We start from the raw sequence: 17,088 nt of genomic DNA, 5'->3' as shown, positions 1-17,088 counted from the left end.
ATGACTGCGACGACCAACGGCGGCGCCCATGCCTGCGGCGCCGACCCGAACGAGCCCGGTTCCGGGACCGGCGCCGGGCCGCCGGGCCCGGAACCGGGCACTGGCCCGGACCCCGGCCCCGCCGGCCTGCGCGGGGTCCGCGAGGCCACCGAGCGGGCGGTCCGGGACCTGCTCGAGCGGCAGGACGAGGCCGGCTGGTGGAAGGGCGACCTGGAGACCAACGTCACCATGGACGCCGAGGACCTGCTGCTGCGCCAGTTCCTCGGGATCAGGGACGAGGCCACCACCAGGGCCGCCGCCCTGTTCATCCGCGGAGAGCAACAGGACGACGGCACCTGGGCCACCTTCCACGGCGGCCCCTGCGACCTCTCCGCGACCATCGAGGCCTACGTGGCCCTGCGCCTCGCCGGAGACGCGCCCGACGCCCCGCACATGGCCCGCGCCTCGGCGTGGATCCGGGCCCACGGGGGACTCGCGGGCGCCCGCGTCTTCACCCGCATCTGGCTGGCGCTGTTCGGCTGGTGGAGCTGGGACCACCTGCCCGAACTCCCGCCCGAACTACTGTTCCTGCCGCCCTGGGTGCCGCTGAACATCTACGACTTCGGCTGCTGGGCCCGGCAGACGATCGTGCCGCTCACCGTGGTCTCGGCGCTGCGCCCGGTCCGCCCGGCCCCCTTCGCCCTGGACGAGCTGCACGCCGACGCGCGCACTCCGTACCCCGCCAAGAAGCTCGCTCCGCTGGCCAGTTGGAACGGCGCCTTCCAGCGGATGGACAAGGCCCTGCACGTCTACCGCCGCTTCGCCCCGCGCCGGCTGCGCGCGGCGGCCATGGCGAGCGCCGGACGCTGGATCGTGGAACGGCAGGAGAACGACGGCTGCTGGGGCGGCATCCAGCCGCCCGCCGTGTACTCCGTGATCGCCCTGCACCTGCTCGGCTACGACCTGCGGCACCCGGTGATGCGCGCCGGACTGGAGTCACTGGACCGCTTCGCCGTCTGGCGCGCGGACGGCGCCCGCATGATCGAGGCCTGCCAGTCCCCGGTGTGGGACACCTGCCTGGCCGCCATCGCGCTGGCCGACGCGGGACTGCGCCCCGACCACCCCGCGCTGGTCAAGGCCGCCGACTGGATGCTCGGCGAGGAGATCGTGCGCAGCGGGGACTGGGCCGTGCGCCGGCCCGGACTGGCCCCGGGCGGCTGGGCGTTCGAGTTCCACAACGACAACTACCCCGACATCGACGACACCGCCGAGGTCGTCCTCGCCCTGCGCCGCGTCAAGCATCCCGACCCGGCGCGGTTGGAGGGCGCCATCGCCCGCGGAGTGTCCTGGAACCTGGGCATGCAGTCGAAGAACGGGGCGTGGGGTGCCTTCGACGCCGACAACACCAGCCCCTTCCCCAACAAGCTGCCCTTCTGCGACTTCGGCGAGGTCATCGACCCGCCCTCGGCCGACGTCACCGCCCACGTGGTGGAGATGCTCGCCGTCGAGGGCCGGGCGGGCGACGCGCGCACCCGGCGCGGCATCGCCTGGCTCCTCGAGGAACAGGACCCGAACGGCGGCTGGTTCGGCCGCTGGGGCACCAACTACGTCTACGGGACAGGCTCCGTGGTCCCGGCCCTGACCGCCGCCGGCTTCTCCCCCTCGCACCCCGCGATCCGGCGGGCCGTGCACTGGCTGGAGTCCGTACAGAACGAGGACGGGGGATGGGGCGAGGACCAGCGTTCCTACCAGGACCCGTCCTGGGCGGGAAAGGGCGCCTCGACCGCCTCGCAGACCGCGTGGGCGCTGATGGCCCTGCTGTCGGCCGGGGAACGCGACGCGTCGTCCGTGGAGCGGGGGATCGGCTACCTCGTCTCCACCCAGCGCTCCGACGGCACCTGGGACGAGCCGTACTTCACCGGAACCGGCTTCCCCTGGGACTTCTCCATCAACTACCACCTGTACCGCCAGGTCTTCCCGCTCACCGCGCTCGGCCGCTACCTGTACGGAGAACCGTTCGGCCCCGGCGGGCGGTACGCGGATCCCGCCGCCCTCCCGCACGCGGCCCCGTCGACCGGGGAAGCCTGATGCAAGGCCTCGGGCCCGACGCCCCCTCTGCGGCCCCGCCGCCGCTGCTGATCGCCTGCGCGCTGCGCATCGAGCGGACGGCCCTGCGCAGCACCTCGCACCGCGCCGACCGGGAACAGGGCGCGCCCGGGCGGTACGAGGTCCTGCGCACCGGCATGGGACCGCGCGCGGCCGAGCGCGCCGTCGGCCGGAAGCTGGCCGAGCCGGAGCTGCGCGGCGCCGCCGTGCTCGCCACCGGATTCTGCGCCGGGCTGCTGCCCGGCATGAGCCCCGGCGACCTGATCGTCGCCGAGGAGACCCGGGACCCGCGCGGCAGGGTCGCCTGCGCCGGTACCGCCCTGCTCGTCGAGGCGCTGGCCCGGGCCGTACCCGGCCGGACCGTACACCTCGGTGCACTGACCGGATCCGACCACGTCGTCCGGGGCCAGGAGCGTGCCGAGCTGCGCGCCGGCGGCGCCATCGGGGTCGACATGGAATCGGCCGCCACCCTGTGGACCGCGACCCGGGGCGGGAGCGCCCCGGGGGCCCGGGACCGTCCGGTTGCGGCCGTCCGGGTGATCGTGGACGCTCCGGAGCATGAGCTCGTCCGTATCGGCACCGTTCGGGGGGGAATATCGGCCTTTCGCGTACTGCGTGCCGTACTGCCCGCGTTTTATGACTGGCACCGTTCTTTGCTGCTCCCCAGGAGGTGAGCCAGATGGCAATGCCACTGCGACAGACCATCAGGGTCGGGACCTATCTTCTCGAACAGAAGCTCCGCAAGCGTGAGAAGTTCCCGCTGATCGTCGAGCTGGAACCCCTCTACGCCTGCAACCTCGCCTGCGAAGGCTGCGGGAAGATCCAGCACCCCGCCGGGGTGCTCAAGCAGCGCATGCCCGTGGCCCAGGCGGTGGGCGCCGTGCTGGAATCGGGCGCGCCGATGGTGTCCATCGCGGGCGGCGAGCCCTTGATGCACCCGCAGATCGACGAGATCGTGCGCCAGTTGGTGGCCAAGCGGAAGTACGTCTTCCTCTGCACCAACGCGATGCTGCTCCGCAAGAAGATCGAGAAGTTCACGCCTTCCCCGTACTTCGCCTTCGCCGTGCACATCGACGGCCTGCGCGAGCGCCACGACGAATCGGTGGCGAAGGAAGGCGTATTCGACGAGGCGGTCGCGGCCATCAAGGAGGCGAAGAAGCGCGGATTCCGGGTGACGACCAACTCCACCTTCTTCAACACCGACACCCCGCAGACCATCATCGAGGTCCTGAACTACCTCAATGACGATCTCCAGGTGGACGAGATGATGATCTCGCCGGCCTACGCCTACGAAAAGGCCCCCGACCAGGAGCACTTCCTCGGCGTCGAGCAGACCCGCGAACTCTTCAAGAAGGCTTTCGCGGGCGGCAACCGGGGGCGCTGGCGGCTCAACCACTCCCCGCTCTTCCTGGACTTCCTGGAAGGCAAAGTCGATTTCCCCTGCACCGCCTGGGCCATTCCGAACTATTCGCTCTTCGGCTGGCAGCGCCCCTGCTATCTGATGAGCGACGGGTACGTGCCCTCGTACCGGGAATTGGTCGAGGACACCGACTGGAGCAAGTACGGCCGAGGGAAGGACCCGCGCTGCGCGAACTGCATGGCGCACTGCGGGTACGAGCCCACGGCCGTCCTGGCCACCATGGGTTCGCTGAAGGAGTCGCTGCGGGCGGCCCGCGAGACTGTGGGGGGCAAGAACCGGGACAAGTCGGCATGACCGGCTTCGACCTCGCCGCCCTGCTCGCCGAGCGGGGCGGCGAGCGGTACGAACTGCACGCCCGCCACCTCAACCACCAGCTGCCCCGGATGCTGCACACCATCGGCTTCGACAAGGTCTACGTGAGGGCCGAGGGAGCCCACTTCTGGGACGCCGAGGGCAACGACTACCTCGACATGCTGGCCGGCTTCGGGGTGATGGGCCTGGGCCGCCACCACCCGGTGGTCCGGCGCGCCCTGCACGACGTGCTGGACGCCCAGCTCGCCGACCTCACCCGCTTCGACTGCCAGCCGCTTCCCGGGCTGCTGGCCGAGAAGCTGCTCTCCCACAGTCCGCACCTGGACCGGGTCTTCTTCGGCAACAGCGGCACCGAGGCGGTGGAGACCGCCCTGAAGTTCGCCCGGTACGCCACCGGGCGGCCCAGGGTCCTCTACTGCGACCACGCCTTCCACGGGCTCACCACGGGCTCGCTCTCGGTCAACGGCGAGGCCGGCTTCCGCGACGGCTTCGCGCCGCTGCTGCCGGACACCAAGGTCACCCTCGGGGACCTGGCCGCGCTGGAGCGGGAGCTGAAGAAGGGGGACGTGGCGGCCTTCGTCGTCGAGCCGATCCAGGGCAAGGGGGTGCTCGCCGCCCCGCCCGGGTACCTGCCGGCCGCACAGGAGCTGCTGCACCGGCACGGGGCGCTGCTGATCGCGGACGAGGTGCAGACCGGCCTCGGACGGACCGGCGACTTCTACGCCTACCAGCACGAGGCCGGGGTCGAACCGGACCTGGTGTGCGTGGCCAAGGCCCTGTCCGGCGGCTACGTGCCCGTCGGCGCGACCCTGGGCAAGGACTGGATCTTCAAGAAGGTCTACTCCTCCATGGACCGGGTGCTCGTCCACTCCGCCAGCTTCGGCTCCAACGCCCAGGCGATGGCGGCCGGGCTCGCCGTCCTGTCCGTCATGGAGGACGAGCAGGTGGTGGCCCATGCCCGCGCCATGGGCGACCTGCTGCGCGGGCGGCTCGCCGCGCTCGTGGACGAGTACGAACTGCTCCACGAGGTACGGGGACGCGGGCTGATGATCGGCATCGAGTTCGGCCGGCCGTCCTCGCTTGGGCTGCGGAGCCGCTGGAGCATGCTGCAGGCGGCGCGCAAGGGGCTGTTCGCGCAGATGGTCGTGGTGCCGCTGCTGCAGAAGCACCGGATCCTCACGCAGGTCTCCGGCGACCACCTGGAAGTGATCAAGCTGATCCCGCCGCTGATCGTGAACGAGGCGGACGTCGACCGGTTCGTCGGCGCCTTCCGTGCGGTCATGGACGAGGCCCACGGCGGTGGCGCGCTGATGTGGGACTTCGGCCGGACACTGGTGAGGCAGGCCGTCGCGAACCGCTGACGGCCCACCTCGTGGGGCGTCAGTCCAGCAGCCGGTCGCGGAGCCGGTCGAGGGTCTCGGGCGTGAGCCCGAGGCCCTCGGCGAGGTAGCGCTCCGCTCCGCCCCACTCCTCGTCGATGGTGTCGAAGGCCGTGGTCAGATACGGGGCGCGGGCGTCGAAGAGCGGGGCGAGCAGCTCCATCACCTCGGGGGCGCGGGCCTCGGGTGAGTCACTGCCCCGGCGGACCCGGTAGCGGTTGTGCGGGGCGTTCGACTCCAGGTAGTCCGCGAGGATCGCCTCCCGCTCGACGCCCAGCGCGAGCAGGGTGACGGCGATCGACAGGCCCGCCCGGTCCTTTCCGGCGGCGCAGTGCATGAGCGCAGGGACGCTGTCCTCGGCGAGCGCGTGCACCACCCGGCTGTGCTCGGCGGTACGGGTCCGGATCATCGTCCGGTACGAACGGGACATCCGCGCGGCGGCTTTGCCCTCGCCCAGGATCTCGCGCAGCTGCGCCAGGTCCCCTTCGCGGACCATCTTCCAGAACTCGCTGCCGTCGGCCGGATCCGACAGCGGAATGTTGACGTTGAGCACCCCGGGCAGCTCCACGTCCGCACCCTCCAGCGCGTGGTCGGCGCCGTTGCGGAAGTCGAAGACGGTGTGCAGTCCGAGCGATCCGAGGAACTCCGCGTCGCTTTCGGTGGCATGCGCCAGATGTCCGCTTCGGAACAGTCGTCCCGACTTGACCCTTCGCCCGTCCGCGGTCGGCAGGCCGCCCACGTCGCGGAAGTTGCGCACTCCGGTCAGTGGCGGTTCCGGCGCCACCGGATCGGTGTGGGGGCTCTGGGGTATCTGCTGGGTCACAGGGGCTCCTCCGTGTCTCCGTGTGGTCGTCGTAGCGGTCGCCGCGGTCGTCGTTGCGTGTGTCCGAATTACGCTACTTGCTGGCAACTTGCCATAGCGAGGGGCGAGATCGGACACGTCCCCGTGAGCCAGATCATACGGTGACCGTGAGTGCCTGATCGCGAATGGCGAATTCCCCTGTCCGGGCGGCTGTTGGGGGAGGGGAATGGACACAGGGTGACCGTGATTCCGCCGGTCCATCATCACTGGGAATCCATCCGGGAATTCGGGACTTGTTCCGTGCGGTCGGGCTCGATTACCTTCGCGATCGATCCGGATGGACCGCCTAATCCTGCCGCCGTCCGGAAACCGCACCCGACTATTCACGCGCGCGGCAGGAGCGGGGGAACCAGGTAAGCCGCTGTTCCGGAGCTCCTCAGGGATCTTTACAACGGGACAGCTCGGGGTGAAGCCATGCATGTGCTGTTCATCGGCACATACGCGGCCGGACATCTCCAGTCCGAACCCGACAGCTCACCTCGCAGGCGTCGGAGAGGAATTCGCCATGTCCGGAACGGGTAAGCACCGCCGTCCCAAGTCCCGCTCGATATCCCGCGGGTTCGCCGCCGCGGGCACCGGTGGCGCGGCCCTCGCGCTTCCGCTGCTCGGCGCCACCGGCGCCCATGCCGCGGGCGTCCCGGCAGCCGCGCCCGCCGCCGCTCCGGTCCAGGCCCCGCAGGCCGTGGCCGCGCAGGCGGTGTCGACCTTCCAGGCCGCACCCGTCGCCGTGCAGGCCGCCCCCACCGTCTACACCGTGGTGGCGGGCGACTACCTCTCCAAGATCGCCGAGCGCCAGCACCTCACCGGCGGCTGGGAGCAGCTCTACGCGGACAACCTCGAGGCCGTCGGCACCGACCCGTCGCTGATCCACCCGGGCCTCGAGCTCACGCTCGGCGCGAAGGGCTCGGCTCCGGCCGCGGCGGCCGAGTCCGCGCCGGCCGAAACGCCGAAGCCGGCCAAGAAGTCCGCTTCCTCCGGTTCCTCCACTTCTGGCCATTCGTCGGATTCTTCGGACTCCTCCGACTCGTCCGACTCCTCGGATTCCTCTGATCAGGCAGCCGCGCCCGTCGCCAAGGCGCCCGCCAAGCAGCAGGGCGGCTCCGCGTCGACCGGCTTCGTGGCCCCGGTCACCGGCGGCCCGTCCACCGCCTACAAGACCGCCGGGGCCATGTGGTCCAGCGGCTACCACACCGGTGTCGACTTCTCCGCGAGCACCGGCACCACCGTCAGGGCGGTCGGAGCCGGCACCGTGGTCTCCGCCGGCTGGAGCGGCGCGTACGGCAACGAGGTCGTCATCCGCCACACCGACGGCAAGTACAGCCAGTACGCGCACCTCTCCCAGCTGTCCGTCTCCTCCGGCCAGAGCGTCACCGGCGGCCAGACCATCGGCCTCTCCGGTTCGACGGGCAACTCGACCGGCCCGCACCTGCACTTCGAGATCCGCACCGGTCCCTCGTACGGATCGGACATCGACCCGCTGGCCTACCTCCGGTCCAAGGGCGTCAGCATCTGAATCCGAGGCGCTGTCGGAGGTGCCGGTTAGGCTGCCCGTTTCGACAGGGGACGGGACGGTCTTGGCATGAAGGTCAGTGCAGGGGAGCTCAACCGCTCCACGCTCGCACGGCAGTTGCTGCTGCGGCGCGAGGTGATGGACGTCGGTGACGCGGTCCGCCGGGTCGTCGCCCTGCAGGCGCAGCACGCGGCCTCGCCGTACCTCGCGCTGTGGAACCGGCTCTCCGGCTTCGACCCGGCCGACCTCGACGCCGCCTTCACGGGGCGCGAGGTCGTCAAGTCGACGCTGATGCGGCTGACCCTGCACGCCGTGCACGCGGAGGACTACCCGGCCTTCCGGGAGGCCGTGCAGCCCTCCGTACGGGCCGCCCGGCTCGGGACCCGCTTCACGGACTCCGGGCTGACGGCCGCTGACGCCGACGTGCTGGCGCCGGAGCTGCTGGACTTCGCCGACCGGCCCCGTACGACGGCGGAGTGCGAGGCCTGGCTCGCAGACCGGCTGGGCGCGGCGCCGCAGCCCGGAGCATGGTGGGGGCTGCGGCAGTACGCGCCGCTGCTGCACGCGCCCACCGCCGCGCCGTGGTCGTTCGGGGAGCGTCCGTCGTATATCGCGCCCGCGCACCGGCCGCGTACGGTACCGGCGGACCCGGAGGCCTCGGAGGAATCCCTGCGGACGCTGGTCCTGCGCTACCTGGAGGGGTTCGGGCCGGCGTCGGCGGCGGACGTGGCGCAGTTCTCCCTGGTCCAGCGGACCAGAGTCCGCCAGGCGCTGCGGGCGCTGGAGCTCTCCGGGAGGCTGGAGCGGCTGGCGGGGCCGGACGGCGAGGAGCTGTTCGACGTCCGGGGCGCACCGCGTCCGGAGGAGGACACGCCGGCGCCGCCCCGGCTGATGGCCATGTGGGACAGCGTGCTGCTCGCGTACTGCGACCGGAGCCGCATCGTCCCGCCGCAGTACCGGGGGCTCGTGGCGCGGATGAACGGCGACACCCTGGCGACCCTGCTGGTCGACGGCCACGTCGCCGGCGTGTGGCGTCCGGCCGGCGCCGACGGCGGGATCGAGGCGACCGCCTTCCACCCCCTGCCGGAGGAGGTCTGGGAGGCGCTCGCGGGCGAGGCCCGGGCGCTGACGGCCTTCCTGGCCGACCGCGAACCGGAGGTCTACCGGCGGTACGGCCACTGGTGGAGCAAACTGCCGAGCGCCGAGACCCGGCTGCTCGTCTGAGACGTGGGGCCGGGACCGGAGGGGGGTCCCGGTCCTGCCATCCCCACCAGAGCGTCACCGATCTGACCTGGGCGACGACGAGCAGCGAGGGCGCGGGTATGTGCCAGGGGCGGGCGCCGGTCGCCACGAGGGTGGCGAGGGCGACAAGAAGCAAGACCGTACCGACGCCGCGCATGCCGCCCCTTGGGCCCCTGGAGTCGAGATCGGGGCCACGTGACCCGTCACGCCGACCAGACTTCCCGGCACACCGCCGTCACCCTGTTCGCATGGGTGCGTCAGGGCAGCGTCAATGTCTTCCTCAGCTGCCGTGATCCGGCCGAATCTCACCCGATGATGATCGTCAGCAGCACTTGTGTGCCTCTGCCGGCCAGGGAAGCCCTCTGCGCGGATCGGGGCGGGTTTCGGGGTGAGGAGGCACGTGTCGTGGCGGAGGCGGTTGCCAGACCCGGAAGGCTGAAGGTCTTTCTCGGGGCGGCCCCCGGTGTGGGCAAAACGTACCGGATGCTGGACGAGGGCCGACGCCGGGCGGACCGCGGGACGGATGTGGTCGTCGCCTTCGTCGAATGCCACGGGCGCCGGATGACCGAGGCGAAGCTGGCCGGTCTGGAGATGCTGCCGCGCGCGGAACGCGACTACCGGGGGAGCCGGTTCGCGGAGATGGACCTGCAAGCGGTTCTGGAGCGGCGGCCTGAGGTAGCGCTCGTCGACGAGCTCGCCCACTCCGTCGTCCCCGGCGGGAGCCCGGCCAAGCGCTGGCAGGAGGTGGAGGCGCTGCTCGCGGCCGGGATCGACGTGATCACCGCCGTCAACATCCAGCACCTGGAATCCCTCAACGACGTGGTCGAGAAGATCACCAAGGTGCCGCAGCACGAGACCGTGCCGGACGAAGTGGTGCGCCGGGCCGACGAGATCGAGCTGGTGGACCTGCCGCCCGAAGCGCTGCGGCGACGCATGGCGCACGGGAACATCTACGCCCCGGAGAAGGTCGACGCTGCGCTGTCCAACTACTTCCGGATCGGTAACCTCACCGCGTTGCGGGAGCTGGCCCTGTTGTGGCTGGCCGGGCGGGTGGACGAGGCGCTGCAGAAGTACAGAGCCGAGCACGGGATAGGGGGAGTGTGGGAGACCCGGGAACGGGTGGTCGTGGCGATCACCGGTGGCCCCGAGGGCGACACGCTCATCCGGCGGGCGGCCAGGATCGCCGCCCGCTCGGCGGGCGGCGATCTCCTCGCCGTGCACATCACGCGCAGCGACGGCCTGGCCGCGGGGGCCTCGGCATCCGCTCTGATCCGGCAGCGCGCGCTCGTCGAAAGCCTCGGAGGCAGCTACCACTCCCTGGTCGGCGACGACGTACCCACGGCGCTCACCGAGTTCGCCCATGCGGAGAACGCCACGCAGCTGGTCCTCGGCACGAGCCGGCGCGGCCGTACCGAGCGGTTCCTGACCGGGCGGGGCACGGGCGAGACGATCGTCGGGCTCTCCGAGGACATCGACGTCCACATGGTCACCCACGAACGGGCGGGCGGCGGAAGGCTGTTGCCGTCTAGACGGCAGACACTGCCGACCTCCCGACTGATCGCCGGACCGGTTCTCGGGCTCGTGCTCCCGCTCGTGCTCACGTTCCTGCTCGACCACACCCGCGGCAGTCTCAACCTCACCAGCGAGGCACTCTTGTACTTGCTGGTGGTGGTCGGGGTCGCCTGCGTGGGGGGAGTGGTGTCGGCCCTGGTCGCGTCCGTGACCGCTTCGCTCCTGCTGAACTACTGGTTCATCCCGCCGGTCGGCGAGTTCACCATCGCCGAGCCCAACAACATCCTCGCGCTCGTGGTGTTCGCCGTCGTCGCGGGGACCGTTGCGGCGGCCGTCGACCGGTCGCTGAGGCTGTCACGCCGGGCCGCCCGGGCGACGGCGGAAGCGGAGACGCTCTCCTCGCTGGCCGGTTCCATCGTGCGGGGAGACCAGGCCGTTCCCGCACTCCTGGAGCGGACGCGGGAGACCTTCGGCATGGACTCCGTGGAACTCGTCGACGATCCGGTCGTGGGGGACGCCTCCGTCGTTCAGGTCCCGGTGGGAGGGGGCGCGCGTCTCGTCCTACGGGGACGTCCGCTGCCCTCCTCCGACCGGCGCGTCCTGGCGGCCTTCGCCGCGCACGTCACCGTCGCGGTCGAACGGGCCCGGCTCGCCGAGGCGGCCGCCGAGATCGAACCCGTCAAGGCCGCCGACCGGATGCGTACCGCCCTCCTCGCCGCGGTCAGCCACGACCTGCGGACCCCGCTCGCCGCGGGCTGGGCGGCCATCGAGTCACTGCGGGCCAGCGACGTGGAGTTCAGCGAAGAGGACCGGAACGAACTCCTGGCCACTGCCGACGAGTCGATGGCCCGGCTCAACCGGCTCGTCGAAAACCTCCTGGACATGAGCCGACTGCAGGCCGGGGCCTTGAAGTTGGACCTACGGGCCACCCACCTGATGGAGGTATTGCCGGCCGCGCTGGACGGCCTGCCCGCCGACACGCCCGACGTCGATGTCCTGAGCCTGGAGCAGGCTCCGGCCGTGCTGGCCGATCCGCCGCTGCTGGAGCGCGTGGTCGCCAACCTGCTGAGCAACGCCGCCCGGCACACTCCGCCCGGACGGCACGTACTGCTGACGGCCAGCGCGTTCGACGACCGGGTCGAGATCCGGGTCGTCGACCGCGGGCCCGGAATCCCCGCGGCGGACCGCGAGAACGCCTTCGTGCCGTTCCAGCGCCTCGGCGACACCGACAACACCACGGGCGTCGGGCTCGGCCTCGCGCTCTCCCGAGGTCTCGCCGAGGCGATGGGCGGCACGCTCACCCCCGAGGACACTCCGGGAGGCGGCTTGACGATGACCCTCTCGCTGCCGGCTGCTCTTCCAGTTCCCGTCTAGGGGCGCGGACACCTCATCTACGCCAGGAAGGCGCGCCAGTGGTCGGCCGACTCCATCATGTCCTCGACGACCCGCTCCAGGAACGTTCCCACCTTGGCCGGCCGCTGTCCGACGGCAGTGTCCGGACAGCAGCAGTCGACGTGCACGCGCGCCGTCATCCGGGGCAGCCCTGCCCTGCCCGCCAGCTCGATGATCGCCCCTCCACACTGTCACGACGCTGCCGACGGAGCGTCAGCCCGGTTGTCCCTTCGACCCGCCGGCAGAACTGATCGAAGCCCGCAGGCACGGTTCGATCAGCCGCTACACCCACCCCGGCGGGAAACCCGGCTGGATGATCACCGGATACGACCTGGTCCGGTCGGTCCTGGCCGACCCGCGGTTCAGCTCGCGCAAGGAGCTGCTGAACGTGGTCGACTTCGAGATCCCTCCGGCGCCGCCCGGGGAGTTCCTCCTCATGGACGAACCGCAGCACGGGCGCTACCGGAAGCCCCTGGTGGGCAAGTTCACCGCGCGGCGGATGCGACTGCTGACCGAGCGCATAGAGCAGATCACCAAGGACTGCCTGGACGCCATGGAGGAGACCGGGCCGGCGGTGGACCTGGTGACCGCGTTCGCCAAGCCCATCCCCACCATCATCATCTGTGAGCTGCTGGGAGTGCCGTACGAGGACCGGGCCTCGTTCCAGGAGCAGATCGACAAGTTCATGAATGGGGAGACCGGCGACGAGGAGCTGCAGGGGATCAGCCTGATCCTGCTGGCGGCCGGATTCGACACCACCGCGAACATGCTGGCCCTCGGGGCCTTCGCGCTGCTGCAGAATCCGGAGCAACTGGCGGCCCTGCGCGCCGATCCCGCGCTCGTGGACCAGGCCGTGGAGGAGCTGCTGCGGTATCTGAGCGTCGCCAAGTCGTTCATGAGGACGGCATTGGAGGACGTCGAGGTGGGCGGCCAGACCATCGAGGCCGGCACGACGGTGGTCCTGTCGTACAACACCGCCAACCGTGACCCCGAGCGCTACGCGGATCCCCACGCGCTCGACCTTGGCAGGGACTCCGGCGGGCACCTGGCCTTCGGGCACGGCATCCACCTGTGCCTCGGTGCGCAGCTGGCCCGCGTCGAGATGCGCGTCGCGTTCTCCGCGCTGCTGGGCCGATTCCCCACGCTGCGCCTGGCCGTACCGGCCGAGAAGGTTGCGCTGCGCCCGGAGACCGCGGACATCTACGGGGTGAAGAGCCTCCCGGTCACCTGGGACGTGTGACCGCCGACCCGCTGAGGAGGATCTTCAGCGCGTCGGCGCCGACGGCCGGGACGGGGCAGCTCAGGTGGTGGCCTCGTCCGGGAGGTCGGGGAGCGGCTGCGGTGCCCCGTCCTTGAGGGGCAGGGTGATCACCATGGTGAGTCCGCCGCCGGGGGTGTCCTCGGCGGTCAGGGTGCCGTCCATGGCTTCGAGGAAGCCCCGGGCGACCGCCAGGCCGAGCCCGACTCCGGCGCCCGCGGGGGCGTCCCCGTACCGCTGGAAGGGTTCGAATATCCGGTCTTTGGCCTCGTCGGGGACGCCGGGGCCGCGGTCTACGACGCGGACCTCGATGCGCGCGCCGAGAGTGCTGGCGGACACCAGGACGGTCTCACCGGCGGGGTTGTACTTGACCGCGTTCTCGACGAGGTTGGCGACGGCCCGTTCCAGGAGTCCGCGGTCGACGGCGACCATGGGGAGCGTCTCGGGGATGTCGAGGGCCACGCTGTCGTCGGGTACTCCGGCCAGGGCCATCGGGACGACCTCGTCGAGGTCGGTCTCGCGGATGATCGGGACGACGGTGCCCGTCTGGAGGCGGGACATGTCCAGGAGGTTGCCGATCAGGTGGTCGAGGCGATCGGCGCCGTCTTCGATGCCTTCCAGCAGGTCGGCCCGGTCCTCCTCGGACCAGTCGACGTCGGTGGAGCGAAGAGAGGTGACGGAGACCTTGATGCCGGCGAGCGGGGTGCGTAGATCGTGGCTGACTGCGGCGAGGAGCGCGGTGCGGATCTGATTGCCCTCGATGAGACGGCGCGCCTCCTCGGCATCGTCGACCAGGCGCTGGCGGTCGAGTACGACGGCTGCCTGGGCGGCGAAGGCACCGAGGACCCGGCGATCCTCGGCGGGCAGGACACGGCCGGTCAGGGCGAGGGCCATGTTCTCGCCGATGGGCATGTCCACGTCGGCGTCCTCGGGGCGGGTGACCGGGTTGCGGCCGGTGCTGCCCGCGCAGGTCCACGGGTCGACCTCCGTACCGCGCTCCAGCAGTGCCACGGATTCCATGGCGAAGGTTTCGCGCACGCGATCCAGCAGGGCGTCGAGGGCGGTTTCTCCACGCAGGATGCTGCCGGCGAGGAAGGAGAGGATCTCGGACTCGGCGCGCAGCCGGGCGGCTTGGTGGGTGCGGCGGGCGGCCAGATCGACCACGGAGGCCACGGACACGGCCACGCCGACGAAGATCGCGATGGCGACGATGTTCTTGGGGTCGGAGATCGTGAACTCGTGCAGCGGCGGGGTGAAGTAGTAGTTCAGCAGCAGGGACCCGAAGGCCGCCGAGGCCAGCGCGGGCAGCAGCCCGCCGAGCATGGCGGCCGCCACCGTGAAGGTGAGGAAGAGCAGCATGTCGTTGGCGAGCCCGAGCTCGGGGACGACCTGGCTGAGCAGCACCGTGAGCAGCGCGGGGCCGACGACACCGACCAGCCAGCCCCAGACGACCCGGAGTCTGCCGAGCCGCGCGCCACGTGCGACGGGCAGTCCTCTGCCCTTGGCCATCTCGTCGTGGGTGACGATGTGGACGTCGAGGTCGGGGCCGGATTCCCGGGCGACGGTGGCGCTGACGCCGGGGCTGAACACGGACTGCCAGGAGCGGCGTCGGCTGACGCCGAGGACGATCTGAGTGGCGTTGCACCCGCGGGCGAACTCCAGGAGTGCGTCGGGGACGTTGTCGCCGATGACGTGGTGAAAGGTACCGCCGAGGTCCTCGACCAGGGTGCGCTGGACGGCGAGTTCCTTGGGGGAGGCTGCGGTCAGCCCGTCGCTGCGGGCGATGTAGACGGCCAGCACCTCGCCGCCCGAGCCCTTTTCGGCGAGGCGCGCGGCGCGGCGGATGAGCGTACGGCCTTCCGGGCCGCCGGTGAGGCCGACGAGGATGCGCTCGCGAGCCTGCCAGGTGGAGCGGATGTTGTGCTCGCCCCGATACTCCTGGAGGTACTCGTCGACCCGGTCGGCGACCCAGAGCAGCGCGAGCTCGCGCAGCGCGGTCAGGTTGCCGGGGCGGAAGTAGTTGGAGAGGGCGGCGTCGACCTTGTCGGACTTGTAGATGTTGCCGTGGGCCATGCGGCGGCGCAGGGCCTGCGGGGACATGTCGACGAGCTCGATCTGGTCGGCCCGGCGCACCACTTCGTCGGGTACGGTCTCGCGCTGACGGACACCGGTGATCGTCTCGACGACATCGCCGAGGGATTCCAGGTGCTGGATGTTGACGGTGGAGACCACGTCGATGCCGGCCTGGAGGAGTTCCTCGACGTCCTGCCAGCGCTTGGTGTTGCGCGAGCCGGGGACGTTGGTGTGGGCGAGTTCGTCCACGAGAGCGACGGCGGGGCGGCGCGCGAGGATCGCGTCCACGTCCATCTCGGTGAAGGTGGCGTCCCGGTACTTCAGCTCGCGCCGGGGGATCTGTTCCAGCCCGTGCAGCATCACCTCGGTGCGCGGACGGTTATGGTGCTCGACGAAGGCGACGACGACGTCGGTGCCGCGCTCCACCCGGCGGTGGCCCTCCGAGAGCATCGCGTACGTCTTGCCGACGCCGGGGGCCGAGCCCAGGTAGATACGAAACTTGCCGCGTCCCATTTTTTGCGTCATCCCTCGAAGCGGTAGCCCATGCCGGGCTCGGTGATCAGGTACCTCGGGTGCGAGGGGTCCGCTTCCAGTTTGCGGCGGAGCTGGGCCATGTACACGCGCAGGTAGTTGGTGTGCTCGGAGTACGTCGGGCCCCAGACGTCCAGCAACAGCTTGCTCTGGGTGATCAGTCGGCCGGGGTTGGTGATGAGGATCTCCAGGATGTGCCATTCGGTGGGGGTGAGCCGCACCGTGCGATCCCCCCGTCGGACCTTCTTGGCGATCAGGTCGACGGCGAAGTCGTCGGTCTCGATCACCGCGACCTCGTCGGACGGTGCCGGGACTTCCTGGCGGCGTACGGCGGCCCGCAGCCGGGCGAGGAGTTCGTCCAGGCTGAACGGCTTCGTGACGTAGTCGTCGGCGCCCGCGTCCAGGGCGCGGATCTTCTCCTCGGAGGTGTGGCGGGCGGAGAGGACGAGGATCGGCACCCCGCTGCTCTTCCGTACCTCCTTGATGACGTCGATGCCGTCCATGTCCGGCAGACCGAGGTCCAGCAGGATGACGTCCGGCTTGCGCGTGGCTGCCAGCCTCAGGGCGGTGTTTCCCTCGGAAGTCGTCTCGACCCCGAACTTCCGTGCCTCCAGGTTGATCCTGAGCGCGCGGATGAGCTGGGCGTCGTCTTCCACCACCAGCACCTTGATCATCGGTGTGGGGCCTTCCTCCTTTTCAGTGGATACGGGTCGGAGCCGGCGGGGCGCGGAAGCGCCGCGTCCCGCCGGCTCCAGAGCCTTGCTTCTGGAGAACGTCAGCCCTTGGCCAGTGCCTTGAGGGTGGTGTTGAGCTCGAGGACGTTGACGCGGGGTTCGCCCATGAAGCCGAGGGTGCGGCCCGTGGTGTGGTCGGCGACGAGCTTCTCGACCTGCTTGACGTCGAGCTTGTTCTGCTCGGCGACGCGGCGGATCTGGAGCTTCGCGTACTCGGGGGAGATGTCGGGGTCGAGGCCGGAGCCGGAGGAGGTGACGGCGTCGGCCGGCACGTCCTCGGGCTTGACCTGGTAGTCGGCCGTGGAGTTGTCAGCGATGACGGCGTCCTTGGCGGCGAGGACCTGGGCGCAGAGGGTGCCCTCCTCCGCCTGGTCGGTGCACTTGCCGTTGACGGCGCCGTTGTCGGCGGAGCGGTTGGTGGCGCCCGAAAGGATCAGCGAGTACTGCGTGTTGACGCTGTTGGCGCCGAGGCCGTTGGAGGGGCGCGGCTGGAACCACTTGAGGTCCGGCTTGGAGGCCTCTTCGGCGTCGTTGGGGTCCTTCTTCGGCAGGTTGTAGCTCTGGCCGATGAGGGAGGAGCCGACGACCTGGCCGCTCTTGTCCTTGATCTCGGAGCCGTTGGCCTTGTCGTTGAACAGGACCTGTGAGATCCCGGTGACGGCGAGCGGGTAGATGACCCCGCAGATCACGGTCAGAACGAGAAGGGCTCGGAGGCCCGCACCGATCAGGCGCGCTGTGGTGCCTACAGAGTTGCTCATGACGGATCAGCACGTTCCTA

The 17,088-nt window shown here is 70.6% G+C and carries 13 protein-coding genes and 1 riboswitch; of the genes, 8 read left to right on the top strand and 5 right to left on the bottom strand.

Features of this window, described 5'->3' with window-relative positions:
* Genes shc through ACFWBW_RS13475 form a run of 4 tightly spaced genes read left to right on the top strand, consistent with a single transcriptional unit; the run spans position 1 to position 5,178 of the window.
* Entirely contained in the window at positions 1-2,067 is a 2,067-nt protein-coding gene (shc, locus tag ACFWBW_RS13490; RefSeq protein ID WP_385371483.1) for a squalene--hopene cyclase, read from the top strand.
* Positions 2,067-2,759 carry a 1-hydroxy-2-methyl-2-butenyl 4-diphosphate reductase gene (locus ACFWBW_RS13485; protein ID WP_385371480.1) on the top strand — a complete coding sequence of 231 codons (693 nt, stop codon included), beginning with the start codon at positions 2,067-2,069 and terminating at the stop codon, positions 2,757-2,759. Before shc ends, ACFWBW_RS13485 begins: the two co-directional genes overlap by 1 nt.
* 5 nt (positions 2,760-2,764) lie before the next feature.
* A complete protein-coding gene (hpnH, locus tag ACFWBW_RS13480; protein ID WP_385371477.1) occupies positions 2,765-3,799 on the top strand; it encodes an adenosyl-hopene transferase HpnH in 1,035 nt (344 codons plus the stop codon).
* Positions 3,796-5,178 (top strand): aspartate aminotransferase family protein, encoded by a 1,383-nt coding sequence (locus tag ACFWBW_RS13475; protein ID WP_385371474.1) that lies wholly within the window; start codon positions 3,796-3,798, stop codon positions 5,176-5,178. Before hpnH ends, ACFWBW_RS13475 begins: the two co-directional genes overlap by 4 nt.
* Before the next feature lie 19 nt (positions 5,179-5,197).
* Here the strand turns inward: ACFWBW_RS13475 and ACFWBW_RS13470 are convergent, their stop codons facing one another.
* Positions 5,198-6,019, bottom strand: a complete 822-nt coding sequence (locus tag ACFWBW_RS13470; protein ID WP_385371471.1) for a tyrosine-protein phosphatase — start codon at positions 6,017-6,019, stop codon at positions 5,198-5,200.
* Positions 6,020-6,364: 345 nt separating this feature from the next.
* Positions 6,365-6,559, top strand: a riboswitch (cyclic di-AMP (ydaO/yuaA leader).
* Positions 6,560-6,563: 4 nt separating this feature from the next.
* Between ACFWBW_RS13470 and ACFWBW_RS13465 the strand changes: the two genes are divergently transcribed.
* The 3 genes from ACFWBW_RS13465 (at position 6,564) to ACFWBW_RS13455 (ending at position 11,696) form a co-directional block, all read left to right on the top strand.
* On the top strand, positions 6,564-7,571 hold the full coding sequence (locus ACFWBW_RS13465; RefSeq protein ID WP_385371468.1) for a peptidoglycan DD-metalloendopeptidase family protein: 1,008 nt from the start codon (positions 6,564-6,566) through the stop codon (positions 7,569-7,571).
* A 66-nt stretch (positions 7,572-7,637) separates the two neighbouring features.
* Entirely contained in the window at positions 7,638-8,792 is a 1,155-nt protein-coding gene (locus ACFWBW_RS13460) for a winged helix DNA-binding domain-containing protein (protein ID WP_385371465.1), read from the top strand.
* A gap of 333 nt (positions 8,793-9,125) precedes the next feature.
* Entirely contained in the window at positions 9,126-11,696 is a 2,571-nt protein-coding gene (locus ACFWBW_RS13455) for an ATP-binding protein (RefSeq protein ID WP_385371671.1), read from the top strand.
* Between the two features lie 17 nt (positions 11,697-11,713).
* On the opposite strand, the gene ACFWBW_RS13450 is transcribed toward ACFWBW_RS13455, so the two are convergent.
* Positions 11,714-11,854: a hypothetical protein gene (locus ACFWBW_RS13450; RefSeq protein ID WP_385371462.1), complete on the bottom strand. Its 141-nt coding sequence runs from the start codon at positions 11,852-11,854 to the stop codon at positions 11,714-11,716.
* Positions 11,855-12,027: 173 nt separating this feature from the next.
* Here ACFWBW_RS13450 and ACFWBW_RS13445 point away from each other — a divergent pair, with 173 nt between their 5' ends.
* Positions 12,028-12,954 (top strand): cytochrome P450, encoded by a 927-nt coding sequence (locus ACFWBW_RS13445; protein WP_385371460.1) that lies wholly within the window; start codon positions 12,028-12,030, stop codon positions 12,952-12,954.
* A 60-nt stretch (positions 12,955-13,014) separates the two neighbouring features.
* Here the strand turns inward: ACFWBW_RS13445 and ACFWBW_RS13440 are convergent, their stop codons facing one another.
* From ACFWBW_RS13440 to ACFWBW_RS13430, 3 genes are all read right to left on the bottom strand, one after another.
* Positions 13,015-15,558 carry an ATP-binding protein gene (locus ACFWBW_RS13440; RefSeq protein WP_385371457.1) on the bottom strand — a complete coding sequence of 848 codons (2,544 nt, stop codon included), beginning with the start codon at positions 15,556-15,558 and terminating at the stop codon, positions 13,015-13,017.
* An 8-nt stretch (positions 15,559-15,566) separates the two neighbouring features.
* Positions 15,567-16,250 (bottom strand): response regulator, encoded by a 684-nt coding sequence (locus tag ACFWBW_RS13435; protein ID WP_385371454.1) that lies wholly within the window; start codon positions 16,248-16,250, stop codon positions 15,567-15,569.
* A 101-nt stretch (positions 16,251-16,351) separates the two neighbouring features.
* Positions 16,352-17,068, bottom strand: coding sequence for a potassium-transporting ATPase subunit C (locus ACFWBW_RS13430; RefSeq protein WP_385371451.1), 717 nt, complete (start codon positions 17,066-17,068; stop codon positions 16,352-16,354).
* Between the last annotated feature and the right edge of the window lie 20 nt (positions 17,069-17,088).

This window comes from Streptomyces sp. NPDC059957 (genome assembly GCF_042730015.1).
Lineage (GTDB): Bacteria > Actinomycetota > Actinomycetes > Streptomycetales > Streptomycetaceae > Streptomyces.
This window is presented reverse-complemented; position numbering and strand designations above follow the sequence as displayed.

What these genes read in the sequence shown, in the direction of transcription:
- shc (WP_385371483.1), top strand. Translation starts at nt 1, where the DNA reads ATGACTGCGACGACCAACGGCGGCGCCCATGCCTGCGGCGCCGACCCG.
- ACFWBW_RS13430 (WP_385371451.1), bottom strand. Translation starts at nt 17,068, where the DNA reads ATGAGCAACTCTGTAGGCACCACAGCGCGCCTGATCGGTGCGGGCCTC.
- ACFWBW_RS13450 (WP_385371462.1), bottom strand. Translation starts at nt 11,854, where the DNA reads ATGACGGCGCGCGTGCACGTCGACTGCTGCTGTCCGGACACTGCCGTC.
- ACFWBW_RS13435 (WP_385371454.1), bottom strand. Translation starts at nt 16,250, where the DNA reads ATGATCAAGGTGCTGGTGGTGGAAGACGACGCCCAGCTCATCCGCGCG.
- ACFWBW_RS13455 (WP_385371671.1), top strand. Translation starts at nt 9,126, where the DNA reads ATGATCGTCAGCAGCACTTGTGTGCCTCTGCCGGCCAGGGAAGCCCTC.
- ACFWBW_RS13475 (WP_385371474.1), top strand. Translation starts at nt 3,796, where the DNA reads ATGACCGGCTTCGACCTCGCCGCCCTGCTCGCCGAGCGGGGCGGCGAG.
- ACFWBW_RS13445 (WP_385371460.1), top strand. Translation starts at nt 12,028, where the DNA reads ATGATCACCGGATACGACCTGGTCCGGTCGGTCCTGGCCGACCCGCGG.
- ACFWBW_RS13440 (WP_385371457.1), bottom strand. Translation starts at nt 15,558, where the DNA reads ATGGGACGCGGCAAGTTTCGTATCTACCTGGGCTCGGCCCCCGGCGTC.
- hpnH (WP_385371477.1), top strand. Translation starts at nt 2,765, where the DNA reads ATGGCAATGCCACTGCGACAGACCATCAGGGTCGGGACCTATCTTCTC.
- ACFWBW_RS13460 (WP_385371465.1), top strand. Translation starts at nt 7,638, where the DNA reads ATGAAGGTCAGTGCAGGGGAGCTCAACCGCTCCACGCTCGCACGGCAG.
- ACFWBW_RS13485 (WP_385371480.1), top strand. Translation starts at nt 2,067, where the DNA reads ATGCAAGGCCTCGGGCCCGACGCCCCCTCTGCGGCCCCGCCGCCGCTG.
- ACFWBW_RS13465 (WP_385371468.1), top strand. Translation starts at nt 6,564, where the DNA reads ATGTCCGGAACGGGTAAGCACCGCCGTCCCAAGTCCCGCTCGATATCC.